This window comes from Frigoribacterium sp. CFBP 8759, from assembly GCF_014841655.1.
GTDB lineage: Bacteria > Actinomycetota > Actinomycetes > Actinomycetales > Microbacteriaceae > Frigoribacterium.
The window spans coordinates 147,254-159,669 of record NZ_JACYUH010000001.1; the positions used below are offsets into that span (position 1 = coordinate 147,254).

The 12,416-nt window shown below is 71.9% G+C and carries 12 protein-coding genes; 1 reads left to right on the top strand and 11 read right to left on the bottom strand.

From position 1 onward, the window contains the following. Nucleotides 1–15 precede the first annotated feature (15 nt). The 6 genes from IFT79_RS00700 to rplU form a co-directional block, all read right to left on the bottom strand. Entirely contained in the window at nucleotides 16–237 is a 222-nt protein-coding gene (locus tag IFT79_RS00700; RefSeq protein WP_056048301.1) for a hypothetical protein, read from the bottom strand. Between the two features lie 38 nt (nucleotides 238–275). Next, nucleotides 276–1,544: a glutamate-5-semialdehyde dehydrogenase gene (locus IFT79_RS00705; protein ID WP_056048302.1), complete on the bottom strand. Its 1,269-nt coding sequence runs from the start codon at nucleotides 1,542–1,544 to the stop codon at nucleotides 276–278. Between the two features lie 86 nt (nucleotides 1,545–1,630). Continuing rightward, the gene (gene proB / locus IFT79_RS00710) at nucleotides 1,631–2,476 is read right to left on the bottom strand and encodes a glutamate 5-kinase (RefSeq protein WP_159826900.1); all 846 of its coding nucleotides are present in this window, start codon (nucleotides 2,474–2,476) and stop codon (nucleotides 1,631–1,633) included. Then, complete coding sequence (gene obgE, locus IFT79_RS00715; RefSeq protein ID WP_123571841.1) at nucleotides 2,473–4,023, bottom strand: GTPase ObgE; 1,551 nt, start codon at nucleotides 4,021–4,023, stop codon at nucleotides 2,473–2,475. The genes proB and obgE overlap by 4 nt, the downstream gene beginning before the upstream one ends. A 144-nt stretch (nucleotides 4,024–4,167) precedes the next feature. Continuing rightward, complete coding sequence (gene rpmA / locus IFT79_RS00720) at nucleotides 4,168–4,434, bottom strand: 50S ribosomal protein L27 (protein ID WP_123571842.1); 267 nt, start codon at nucleotides 4,432–4,434, stop codon at nucleotides 4,168–4,170. Between the two features lie 18 nt (nucleotides 4,435–4,452). Beyond that, the gene (rplU, locus tag IFT79_RS00725; protein ID WP_056048310.1) at nucleotides 4,453–4,761 is read right to left on the bottom strand and encodes a 50S ribosomal protein L21; all 309 of its coding nucleotides are present in this window, start codon (nucleotides 4,759–4,761) and stop codon (nucleotides 4,453–4,455) included. 175 nt (nucleotides 4,762–4,936) lie between these two features. Between rplU and IFT79_RS00730 the strand changes: the two genes are divergently transcribed. Further along, the gene (locus tag IFT79_RS00730; protein WP_369794401.1) at nucleotides 4,937–5,212 is read left to right on the top strand and encodes a DUF4031 domain-containing protein; all 276 of its coding nucleotides are present in this window, start codon (nucleotides 4,937–4,939) and stop codon (nucleotides 5,210–5,212) included. Between the two features lie 33 nt (nucleotides 5,213–5,245). Here the strand turns inward: IFT79_RS00730 and IFT79_RS00735 are convergent, their stop codons facing one another. The 5 genes from IFT79_RS00735 to IFT79_RS00755 form a co-directional block, all read right to left on the bottom strand. Further along, on the bottom strand, nucleotides 5,246–6,625 hold the full coding sequence (locus tag IFT79_RS00735; protein ID WP_056048313.1) for a hypothetical protein: 1,380 nt from the start codon (nucleotides 6,623–6,625) through the stop codon (nucleotides 5,246–5,248). Between the two features lie 64 nt (nucleotides 6,626–6,689). Then, the gene (locus IFT79_RS00740; RefSeq protein WP_159826904.1) at nucleotides 6,690–7,574 is read right to left on the bottom strand and encodes a TIGR03943 family putative permease subunit; all 885 of its coding nucleotides are present in this window, start codon (nucleotides 7,572–7,574) and stop codon (nucleotides 6,690–6,692) included. Next, a complete protein-coding gene (locus IFT79_RS00745) occupies nucleotides 7,564–8,616 on the bottom strand; it encodes a permease (protein WP_056048320.1) in 1,053 nt (350 codons plus the stop codon). The genes IFT79_RS00740 and IFT79_RS00745 overlap by 11 nt, the downstream gene beginning before the upstream one ends. Further along, nucleotides 8,613–9,419: a hypothetical protein gene (locus tag IFT79_RS00750; RefSeq protein ID WP_192122665.1), complete on the bottom strand. Its 807-nt coding sequence runs from the start codon at nucleotides 9,417–9,419 to the stop codon at nucleotides 8,613–8,615. The genes IFT79_RS00745 and IFT79_RS00750 overlap by 4 nt, the downstream gene beginning before the upstream one ends. A gap of 18 nt (nucleotides 9,420–9,437) precedes the next feature. Further along, nucleotides 9,438–12,173, bottom strand: coding sequence for an Rne/Rng family ribonuclease (locus IFT79_RS00755; protein ID WP_342211736.1), 2,736 nt, complete (start codon nucleotides 12,171–12,173; stop codon nucleotides 9,438–9,440). Between the last annotated feature and the right edge of the window lie 243 nt (nucleotides 12,174–12,416).

Below are 12,416 nucleotides of genomic sequence, written 5' to 3' on the forward strand. Positions count from 1 at the left end.
CGCCGACCTCGGCGGTCAGTGGTTCTCGGGGTGACCGAACTCGTCGATCGGGCCGTCGTGGTGGTCGAGCTTGTTCGCCTTGCGCAGCGAACGGTTGGCGACGTCGCGGTAGCTGAACACCACGTAGCCGAGGACGAGGAACGCGACGGCGAAGACACCGGCGATGACGGGTGCCGGCGCGATCAGCGGTGCGAGTTCTTCGTGGGCTTCGGCGAGCAGCAGCGAGGCGTCGAGCATGGGTTCTCCCGTTCAGGCGGTGACGATCGTCGGCCAGTCTACCCGCGGACCTGGCCCTGACCCCGCACGACCCATTTGGTGCTCGTGAGTTCGGCGAGCCCCATCGGTCCGCGGGCGTGGAGCTTCTGGGTCGAGATGCCGACCTCGGCCCCGAAGCCGAACTCGCCGCCGTCGGTGAAGCGGGTCGAGGCGTTGACCATGACGACGGCGCTGTCCACCTCGGCCAGGAACCGCTCGGCGGTCACCAGGTCGTTGGTCACGATCGACTCGGTGTGGTGCGTCGACCACCGGGCGATGTGCGCCATGGCCTCGTCGACGTCGGCCACCACCCGGACGGCGAGGTCGAGCCCCATGTACTCGGTCGCCCAGTCGTCGTCGGTCGCCGGGACCCCGTCGGGGAAGACCTCGAGCGTCCGTTCGTCGCCGTGGATCGTCACGCCGGACGCGCGCAGGGCACCCAGCACCGGCGGCAGCAGGCGTTCCGCCGCCTCGCGGTGGACGAGCAACGTCTCGAGGGCGTTGCACACGCTCGGACGCTGCACCTTGGCGTTCTGGACGATGTCGACGGCCCAGCCCTCGTCGGCGCTCGCGTCGAGGAAGACGTGCACGACCCCGGCACCGGTCTCGATGACGGGGACCGTCGACTCGCGGACCACGGTGTCGATCAGCTCGGCGCTGCCCCGGGGGATCAGGACGTCGACCAGCCCTCGGGCCCGCATGAGGTCGGCGGCCCCCTCGCGGCCGAACTCGTCGATGGTGACGACGGCGTCGGCCGGCAGCCCCACCTCGGCGAGGGCCTCGCGCATCACCTCGACCAGCACGCGGTTGGACTGCTGCGCCGCGCTGCCGCCGCGCAGGACGGCCGCGTTGCCGCTCTTCAGGGCGAGCGCGGCGATGTCGACCGTCACGTTCGGCCGGGCCTCGTAGATGGCTCCCACCACGCCGAACGGCACGCGGACCTGGTCGAGGCGCAGCCCGTTCGGCAGCACCTTGCCCCGCACCGACTCGCCGACCGGGTCGACCAGCGAGGCCACCAGCTCGGTGGCGGCCGCGAGCCCGGCCAGTCGACCGGAGTCGAGCCTCAGGCGATCCTGGAGCGAGGCGCCGACGCCGTTCTCGCGCGCGTTCGCCAGGTCGAGCTCGTTCGCCGCGACGATCCGGTCGACGTTGGCGAGCAGGGCGGCGGCGACGGCGCGCAGACCGGCGTCCTTGCGGTCGGCCGTCGCGGTGGCGAGCACGCGGGAGGCGGCCTTCGCGGCGGTCAGCTTGTCGGTGAGCGACGGGGCCGGGGCATCGATGAGCGACATGCACGAAGCCTATGCGCCGCTCCCCCGTCCCGCGAGACCGCTCCGGCGGTCACCGCGGCGGCGCGGACCCCCCGAGGAGGCGCGGGTCAGTCCGGTCGCCCGCCCGCGGTCCCTGGCTCCCCCGCCGCAGGTCCCGACCCCGCGGCTCCCGCCGCCTCGAAGAAGGTGCCGACCTGCTCGCCCGCGAGGGCCCGGGCGACGTTGGCGGCGCTCGTCACGAGGACGGGGGTGCCGGCCTCGGCCGCGAACCGGGCGGCCGCGACCTTCGTGCCCGCGCCTCCGGTGCCGACGCCGGCCGCACCGGCCGCGCCGAAGGTGACCCCGGCGAGGTCGTCGCCGAAGGGCACGTCGACGAGGGCGACGGCGCCGGGTTCGTGCGGCGGGCGGGTGTACAGGGCGTCGACGTCGCTGAGCAGGACGAGGGCGTCGGCACCGACCAGCTGCGACACCAGCGCCGCGAGCCGGTCGTTGTCGCCGAAGCGGATCTCGTGGGTGGCGACTGTGTCGTTCTCGTTGACGATCGGCAGGATGCGCAGCTCGAGCAGGCGCTCCATGGCGCGCTGGGCGTTGCTGCGGTGCGTCGGGTTCTGCATGTCCCCGGCGGTCAGCAACACCTGCCCCGCCACGATGCCGTAGCGGCGCAGGCTCTGCTGGTACCGGTAGATCAGGACGTTCTGCCCGACGGCGGCGGCCGCCTGCTGGGTCGCGAGGTCGGTCGGGCGGGAGTCGACGCGCAGGTGCGGCAGGCCCGTGGCGATGGCCCCGGACGAGACGAGCACGACCTGGGCACCCCGCCCGTAGGTCGCGGCGAGGGCGTCGACCAGCGGCTCGATCTGTCCGGCGTTCTCACCGCTGATCGACGACGAGCCGACCTTGACCACGATGCGGCGGGCCGTGCCGAGGCCGGCGCGGTCGACGACGCCCCCGGTCACGCCCGCTCGTCGCCTTCGACGTCGTCGCCCTCTTTCACGAGGAACCCTTCGTCGTCGGTCCACAGGCCGGCGGCGCGTTCACGCTGGAGTTCGGCGCGGGCCTCGGCCTTGGCGTCCATGCGCTCGAAGTACTCCTCGCGGCGCTGGTTGCGGGTCGGGCGGTCGTTCTGGATCAGGCGCGGGTCGGTGCCGCGGGCGCTGGTCATCAGCTCGGCCGTCGAGGTGAGGGTGGGCTCCCAGTCGAAGACGATGCCGCCCTCGGGGCCGATGACGACCGTCGAACCGGCCTGTGCACCCGCCTTGAACAGGGCGTCCTCGACGCCGATGGCGTTGAGCCGGTCGGCGAGGTAGCCCACGGCCTCCTCGTTGTTGAAGTCGGTCTGCACGACCCACCGCTCGGGCTTCTGGCCCAGGATGCGGTAGACGTTGCCGTAGGTGCCACCCTCGACCCTGATGACGAAGGGCTTCTCGTTGACGGCCCGGGGGCGCATGACGATGCGAGGAGGCGCGGGTCGCGCCGCGATCTCGGCGCGGCTGGCCTCGACGACCTCGGCCAGGGCGAAGGACAGGTTGCGCAAGCCCTCGTGGCTCACGGCGGAGATCTCGAAGACGCGGTAGCCGCGGGCCTCGAGCTCGGGCGTGACGAAGTCGGCCAGCTCGCGACCGTCGGGCACGTCGACCTTGTTGAGCGCGATCAGCTGCGGGCGGTCGAGCAGCGGCTTCTGGCCGTCCGGGACGGGGTACGCCTCGAGCTCGCGGAGGATGACGTCGAGGTCGGTCAACGGGTCGCGGCCCGGGTCGAGCGTCGCGCAGTCGAGCACGTGCAGCAGGGCCGAGCAGCGCTCGACGTGCCGGAGGAACTCGAGCCCGAGGCCCTTGCCCTCGCTGGCCCCCTCGATGAGCCCGGGGACGTCGGCGACCGTGTAGCGCGTGTCACCCGACTCGACGACGCCGAGGTTGGGGTGCAGCGTCGTGAAGGGGTAGTCGGCGATCTTCGGCTTGGCGGCCGAGAGGGCGGCGACGAGGCTCGACTTGCCGGCCGACGGGTAGCCCACGAGCGCGATGTCGGCGACGACCTTGAGTTCGAGCAGGACGTCTCCGGCCCAGCCGGGGGTGCCCAGCAGGGCGAAGCCGGGCGCCTTGCGCTTGGTCGACGAGAGGGCCGCGTTGCCGAGGCCCCCGATGCCGCCCTCGGCGGCGACGTAGCGCATGCCCGGTTCGACCATGTCGATCAACTCGACGCCGTCGGCGGACTTCACGACGGTGCCGACCGGCACGACGAGCTCGAGGGTCTCGCCGTTGGTGCCGGCCCGGTGGTCGCCCATGCCGAAGCCGCCGTTGTCGCTCGAGCGGTGCGGTGCACGGTGGAACCCGAGCAGCGTCGTGACGCCGCTGTCGCTGACGATGACGACGTCGCCGCCGTGACCGCCGTTGCCGCCGTCGGGGCCGGCCAGCGGCTTGAACTTCTCGCGCTTGACGGACACGCAGCCGTTGCCGCCGTTGCCGGCGCGGAGGTGGAGGGTCACTTGGTCGACGAATGTGGCCATGAGGTGCTTGATCTCTTTGTCTGTGCGTGCCGGTGCGAGCTGCCCGGGTCAAACACGTCTGGGGCGAGCAGGATGCTCGCCCCAGACGGTGCGACCCGCGAGGGGCCGCCGATGCGGGTCGTGTGCCGACGCCGCGTGGTGGTGCTAGACCGTCGCCGTCGCGGAGGCGACGATGTTGACGACCTTGCGGCCGCCCTTGGCGCCGAACTCGACCGAACCGGGGGCGAGGGCGAAGAGCGTGTCGTCGCCGCCGCGGCCGACGTTGACGCCCGGGTGGAAGTGGGTGCCGCGCTGGCGGACGATGATCTCGCCGGCGAGGACGACCTGGCCGCCGAAGCGCTTCACGCCGAGGCGCTGTGCGTTCGAGTCACGACCGTTGCGGGTGGACGATGCGCCCTTTTTGTGTGCCATGTGTTCTCAGCCCCTGGTTCAGTTGATCGAGGTGATCTTGACGCGGGTCAGGTCGGCACGGAAGCCCATGCGACGCTTGTAGCCGGTCTTGTTCTTGTAGTTCTGGATGACGATCTTCGGGCCGCGCAGGTCGTTCAGCACCTCGGCGGTCACGGTGATCCCTGCCAGGGCGTCGGCGGCGGAGGTGACGGTGTCACCGTCGACGTGCAGCACGGCGGGGAGGGTGATGGAGTCGCCTTCGGCGGCCTTGAGGCGGTCGAGGGTGACGATCGTGCCGACCTCGACCTTCTCCTGCCGACCACCGGCGCGCACGACTGCGTAGACCATGTCTGTTCCTTAAGAGTTGGGGTGTCCGGCACGACGCGGCCTTGAGCCAGCGCGCACCAACCGCCCATCGTACAGGGGGCCGCTGGGGCCGTCAACGCGTCCTCCGACGGGCGCCGCGCCTCCTCCGTCCACGACCCCCGCACCGGCAGGCGGACCGACGACTAGCATCCAGGGCGTGATCCTGATCGACGAGGCCGTGTGGCCGGCCCACGACACGTTGTGGGCACACCTGGTGAGCGACGACTCGTACGACGAGTTGCACGCCTTCGCCGCCCGTCACGGCATCCCCCGCCGCGGGTTCGACCACGACCACTACGACGTGCCCGAGTCCCGACGGGCGGAGTTGATCGCCGGTGGGGCCGTCGCCGTGACCGGCCTCGACCTCGCCCGCCGTCTCGAACGCAGCGGGCTGCGGGTGTCCCAGCGGGTGAAACGCGGCCTCACGGCCTGACCGGTTCCGTCCGCCCCGGCCGCAGCCGCGCGGTCACCAACTCGTGTCGAAGCCCTCGTAGCTGGCCACGACCGCGCCCGAGGCGATCTCGACGATGGTGGTCGTGACCCCGTCGGCCACGGGGTCGATCGTGTACGAGTAGTCGGTCGGCGTCGTCGCGTCCCCGACCGATTGGACAGCCAGGTACTGCCCGTTCGGGGAGACGTCGAAGCCCTCGATCACACCGGATGCGCTCGGGGGCTGCCAGAGCGTCCGTGACGTGGCACCGTCGTCGGCGACGACGAGCGTCCGGTACGTGAGCCCGTCGTCGGACGGGACCGACACCTGCTGCACGACGTGGCCTGGGTCGAGGGCCACCAGCGGTCCGGCGAACGGGAGGACGCCGTCGACCGGGGCGGGGGCACGGGGGCGCTCGTCCCCCGTGGCGAGGTCGACGACCATGGAGGCGATCGCCGACGCGGCGATCAGCGTGGTGCCGTCGAGCGACACCCCCTGCAACAGCGAGTACGTCCCCACGGGCCGCACGGGGTCCACTCCCGAGAGGTCGATGACGCTCACCGAGTCGTCGACGGCCTGGACGACGACGTCGTCCTCACCCGGCACGAAGGCCCAGTCGGTGGGTTCGACGGGCTGCCCGGACAGGCCGAGGACCGGGGCCACCGCCCGCTCCCCCTGCAGCGGCAGCGTGTACAACGTCTCGACGTCCGAACCGGTCGGACGGAACGAGAACGCCAGCGTGGTCGTGGCACGGTCGGCCGCGAAGCGGGTGATCAGGCCGGGGGCCTCGGGCACGGGCAGGGTCTCGACGGCGGCCCCGTCGAGCGACACGAGGCTGAGGCTGCTCTGCGTCCCGTCGTCCGTCACGACCGCGACGGCCGAGTCGAACACCTCGTAGGCCTGGATGCGCGGCGCGGACCAGACGGTCGTCCTGTCCGAGCCCCGGAGCCCGGCCCGTTCGATGCGGTCGTCGGCCCCGGACGTGCCGCGCACGAGCCGGTACGCCGTCGCCGGGGGCGTGCTGAACCGCGCCTCCAGGGTCGAGGTCTGTCGCTGGTAGACGCTCGAGACCCCGTCGACGCGGACGTGGTAGTCGGTGTCGTACGCGAGCCGGCCGGTGAAGGTCACGGCGACCACGTCACCCGACGTCTGCACCGTGAAGGCGGCCGCGGGCGTCACGACCACCTGCGAGGCGTCGACGTGCGCGAGCGCCTGGTTGGCGAACACCCGCAGCTGCTGACCGGGACGCTCGACCACGGCCGTCGTGTCGACCTGCGTCTCGCCGGCCTTGGGGCCCTGGAAGTAGGTCAGGCCCACGAAGGCGGCACAGACCACCGCGAGGACGGTGACGACGGCGACCCATCGCGTGCGCCAGCGGGCACCGGCCTCACGGGCGTCCTGCTCGGTGAGGAACACGGGGTCGGACGCGAACGGATCGGGCGTGGCAGCCCCTCCCGTCGCGCCCCGGCCCCGTCCGCCCTCAGTAGAGGTACGGGTCACTGGGCTGTCCCACGGTGGTGACGTCGTCGGGCACGAGGGCGACGGGGTCCTGGCTCGAGCTGCTGCGGTTGGTGTCGAAGCCGCCCGTGACCTCGACCCAGTCGTCGGCGGCTACCTGGTCCTGCCACCCCGGCAGGTAGACGGGCACGCCGACGGGCTGGGCGTCGACCGCGCAGCACGTGATCACGAAGCGCGACACGTAGAACACGTCGTCGGGGTCGGTGTCGGACGGCGTGACGAACCCGACGACGTCGGCGGTCTTGCCCTCGTAGAAGGCGAGGTCGGTCGTCTGCCTCAGCAAGCCGGCCCAGTCGAGGACGCTGAACGACCGGTAGGCGTCCGAGGAGGCGCTGGTCGCGTCGGCCACGGTCGTACGGTCGAGCGCCGCGGTCGACGAGTTCACGTCGCGCTGGCCGGCCGTGGCGCTGGTGAGGGTGGCCGGGGGCAGGGCGACGACGGCGATCGCGATGGCGGCGGTGACGGCGACGCCCACCGAGAAGGCGAGACGTCGTGCGCCGGTGGCGACCGGCCGACGCCGGCGCGGCCGGAGGCCGTCCTCGACCGCGGGCACCTCGGCCGCGTCGAGGCGGCCGTCGTGGTCGTGGTCGTGCCCGGGATCGTGGTCGTGGCCGTCGTGCGCGTCGTCGCCCCGGACGGGTGAGAACGCCAGCGTGGCCAACGACAGCGTCATGCCGATCAGGATCATCACGACCGTGAAGACGTCGTACCGGGGGTGGATGTACAGCACGAGCTGCCCGGTCGCGGCGAGCCAGAGGGTGGCGACGCCGACGACGAGCGTCAGCAGCACCCCTTGCCACCGGTCGAGCAGTCGGCGCCAGGGGCGAGGAGCAGGGCTAGGCGACATAGTTGACCACCAGTCCGATCGCGGCACTGGTCAGGGCCACCACGAGGGTGACCTGCCCGAGCACCTTGGGTGTGTAGGTCGTCCGCAACAGGGCCAGCATCTTGACGTCGATGATGGGGCCGAAGACGAGGAAGGCGGCGATGCCGCCGGGCATGAACGTCGAGGCGAACGGCAGCACGAAGAACGCGTCGACGTTCGAGCAGATCGAGATGACGAAGGCCAGCACCATCATCGCCAGCACCGACCAGACCGGGTTGCTGCCGAGCGCGACGAGCACCGACCGCGGAACGATCGTCTGGATCGCGCCCGCGATGGCCGCGCCGATGAACAGCGCGGGCATCATGGTCGACATCTCGCGGCGGAACAGGTCGACGCTCTTCGCCGTGCGACCCCGGCCGTGCGCATGGCCGTCGTCGACCCGGCACTCGGCCGCGAACGAGGAGGTCAGCAGGCTCTGCTGGTTCGGGTGCTTGCTGAACAGCCAGCCGATCAGGTTCGCGATGACGAACCCACCGATCAACCGGGCCACGAGGATGCCGTCGTCCCACCCGAACGCCTGGTGCGTGGTGATGATGGTGATCGGGTTGAGGATCGGCGCCGCGAGCAGGAAGGTCATCGACTCGGACACCGTGAAGCCCTTGAGCACGAGCCCCCGCGCCAAGGGCACGTTGCCGCACTCGCAGACGGGCAGGAACATGCCGAGGAACGAGATGACCGCGCGACGGGGCAGCCCCCGCTTCGGCAGCCACGACGAGAAGAACGCCTGCGGCAGCCACTCCTGCACGATGATCGACAGGACGATGCCGAGCAGGACGAACGGCATCGACTCGACGATGACGCTGATGGTCAGCGTGACGAAGTCCTGCAGCGCGTTCGGCAGCAGGCCCGGGCCGAGGAGGGGCGAGGCGAGGCGGACCGCCACGAGCACGGCGAGCACGAGCCCACCGGCCACGAGCAGCGGGACGCGCGACGGTGCCCGACGCGCACGCCGTCCCGCGCCGTGCCCGGCGTGGTCGGTGCGCTCCCGGACGGGAGCGCTCACCGGTCGTCCTCGTTCGGACCGGCCGGGGGCGCGAAGCGCGACCAGTCGTCCGGTGCGGGGGCCGGGTGCGACGGCACGACGGGGCGCTCGGGCGGGACGACGGGGGCCGACGGCGCCGCGGCGACGGTCGTCGGGAGGCGGGTGGAGCGATCGCCCCGGACGGCAGGAGGCGCGACGTCGTCCTCGACGTCGCCCGCGTCGTCACCCTCCCCGGCCTCGGCGACCCGGGGCGCGGGCTCGACCGCCCAGACCTCGTCGCCGTGGCCGCCGCCCAGCCACAACCGGGCGAGCACGGCCCCGGCCACGAGCAGGGCCGTGTCGACGATGCCCGCCGACAGCGGGATGGTCGTCAGGTAGAGCGCGAGGTTCACCCACGTACCGCCGTCGATCGAGAGCACGATGCCCGGGACGATCCCGACGACGGCCAGCGCGAGGGTTCCCGCTCCGCCCGCGACCACGGCGTGGCGCACGACCGTCCGGAGGTCGGACCGCGGCGTCAGCGGCCTGATCGTGGCGAGCACGACGAACGAGGCGAGGTAGAACGGGAACGGGTAGAGCACGAAGCTGCCGAGGAACTGCCCGACCGGCGTCGCGACGAACCCGCTGGGGAACGCCGTCACCGAGAAGCCGACCGCCGAACCGACGAGCGCGACGAGGCCGAGGGCGAAACGCGCCACCAGCACGACGACCAGGGCCGTGGCCGCCACGAGCAGGCGCTCGCGTCCCTCCGGCCCCGAGGCCGAGACGGACGCAGCCCGGAGCCTCGACCTGACGGTCGGGGGTCCGGGCTGGGTCAGAGGCACGCAGTCACCCTAGACGACCTACAGATCGTCGGAGCTGACCCCCACGCCGAGGATGAACGGACCGGACTCGCCGGTCGTCGTCGGCTCGGCCGGAGCCGCTGCGGTCGTGCCCTGGCTGGAGGCGCGGCGCGAACGCGAACGCCCCTGCCCGGGCTGCTTCGGCTCGGGCAGCGCACCCAGCACCGAGTCGAGCAGCTGCTCGGCGTCCTGGCTGCTGATGCGACGCGGCTCGCGACGCGTGGTCGCGACGGGGATGTCGAGGATCGCGACCGTGGCGTCCGGGGTCGAGACCGTGGCCGACGACCGGCGACGCTCCGTGGCCTTGGCGACCGGCGCCTCCGTGGGCTCGTCGACGGGTGCGGCCACGGCGGCGGCCGGAGCCGACCGCTCGGCCGGGGCGGCCGCGGGGACCTCGATCACACCGGCGCTCGAGTCGGCGGGAGCGGACTCGGCGGGCGACGACTCGGCAGGAGCCGACTCGGCGGCGTCCTCGCCGGTCTCGCGCGCGGCACGTGACGATCCACGGCGGCCCTTGCGGCCCGAACGCCCGCGACGGCCTTCGTCCGCCTGGTCACCGGCTGCCTCGGCGGCCGGCTCGGCCTTCGTGGCACTCGCGGCGGCGGCGTCGATGGCGGCCTCGACCGCCGCGGCGGCCTGGCTGGCCGCGTCGCCGTCCTTGGTGCCGCCTTCTTCGGCATGGGCGATGGTGCTCGCCGCGATGCGCGAGAGGGCGTTCTTCACGTCGTCGGTGATGGCGTGCGTACCCGTCGTGGGGTGAGCCCCACCGGTCGGCGCCGAGGGGCCGCCGCGACCGGACTGCGGCGCGGTGCCGGCACCGGCGCCCGTGTTGTGGCCGTTGCCGCCCGACTTGCCGGACCCGCCGGCCTGGCCGCCACGTCGGCGGTCGCCCTGCTGGCCGCCCTTGCGGGGCTGCTGTTCTTGGACGCGCGCAGCGCTGCCGGCCTCGGAGAACGACTCGGCCAGGCCGAGGCCCAACTTCTTGCGCGTCATCTGGACGAGCCCGAGCGACGTGACCTCGGCCACCTGGTGCTTGGTGCGGTCGCGGCTGAGGCACTCGACCAGACGACGCAGCACGAGGTCACGGTTGGACTCGAGCACCATGTCGATGAAGTCGACGACGATGATGCCGCCGATGTCGCGGAGGCGCAGCTGACGGACGATCTCCTCGGCGGCCTCGAGGTTGTTCTTCGTGACCGTCTCTTCGAGGTTTCCGCCGGAACCGACGAACTTGCCGGTGTTGACGTCGACGACGGTCATCGCCTCGGTGCGGTCGATGACGAGGGAACCGCCCGAGGGCAGCCAGACCTTGCGGTCGAGCGCCTTCTCGATCTGCTCGTTGAGGCGGTACTCGTCGAACGCGTCCTTGTCACCCTCATAGCGCTTGACGCGGTCCATGAGGTCGGGCGCCACCGCCGAGAGGTACGACTGCAGCGTCTCGAACGCCTCGTCGCCGTCGATGACCATCTCGTGGAAGTCCTCGTTGAAGACGTCGCGCACGATCTTGATCAGCAGGTCGGGCTCGGAGTGCAGCTGGTTCGGGGCGTTGCCCGCCGCGACCTTCTTCTCGATGTCGGCCCACTGGTTGGTGAGGCGCTTGACGTCGAGGGTCAGCTGCTCTTCGGTCGCGCCCTCGGCCGCCGTGCGCACGATGACGCCGGTGTTCTCCGGCAGGGCCTCTTTGAGGATCTTCTTCAGACGCGCGCGCTCGGTGTCGGGCAGCTTGCGGCTGATGCCGTTCATCGAGCCGTTGGGCACGTAGACGAGGTAGCGGCCCGGCAGCGAGATCTGGCTCGTGAGACGAGCGCCCTTGTGGCCGACGGGGTCCTTGGTGACCTGGACGAGCACGCGGTCGCCGGGCTTGAGGGCCAGCTCGATGCGACGGGGCTGGTTGCCCGTCGACAGGGAGTCCCAGTCGACCTCGCCCGAGTAGAGCACGGCGTTGCGACCGCGTCCGATGTCGACGAAGGCGGCCTCCATGCTGGGCAGCACGTTCTGGACGCGGCCGAGGTAGACGTTGCCGATCAACGAGACGTTCTGCGCCTTGGCGACGTAGTGCTCGGCCAGGGTGCCGTCCTCCATGACGCCGATCTCGATGCGGTCGCCCGACGAGCGGACGATCATCTTGCGGTCGACGCTCTCGCGACGGGCGAGGAACTCGGCCTCGGTGATGACGGTGCGACGGCGTCCGGCGTCCCGGCCGTCGCGACGACGCTGCTTCTTCGCCTCGAGACGCGTGGAGCCCTTGATGCGCTGCGGCTCGGTGATGAGCTCGGCCTGACGCGGGGCACGGTCGCGGTCGCGACCACGGGGCTCGGAGTCGCGCTCCTCGCGGTCCTGCGAGCGGCCGCGCTGGCGGCGACGCGAGGCGGGCTGCTGCTCGCGGTCGTCGCGCTCGTCACGGTCGTCGCGGTCGTCGTCGTCGCCCTCGCGGTCGTCGTCCCACGAGTCGTCGCGGTCGTACCGGTCGTCACGGTCGTCGCGCTGTCGTCGACCGGGGCGGGCCGGCAGGACGGTGATCTCGGGTGCGTGGAAGATCAACGACGTCGTCGTGAGGTTCGCCGGGATCGGCGACGCCCCGTCGGTCGTCGCGTCGTCGGCCGTCGCGGCCCCGGTCGGTGACGGCTGGGTCGCCGCAGCGACGAACGCCTCGGCGACGGCGTCGGTCTCGCTCTGCTGGGAGGTCGGGGCCTGGGCCGCGACCTGCTCGTCGGTGGTCTCGGTCTCGTGGGTCACGGGTGATGCCTCCTGGGCGTCGTCTGTCGTCCGGACGGGTGAAGGGAGTGCTGCCTGCTGCCTGGCGGGGGCCGTCGCCGGGGCGGCGTCGACCGCCGCCTGGCGAGCCCTGAGGCCTGCGAACAATCCCCTTCTCTTCTTCGGACGTCCGTCGTTGTCTGTGTTGTCGTTCACCACTTGCGGTGCGCTCCTCGCCCCGCCGAGGCCATGCCGTCGGCAGGAATTCTCGTGTCGTGGCCGGGC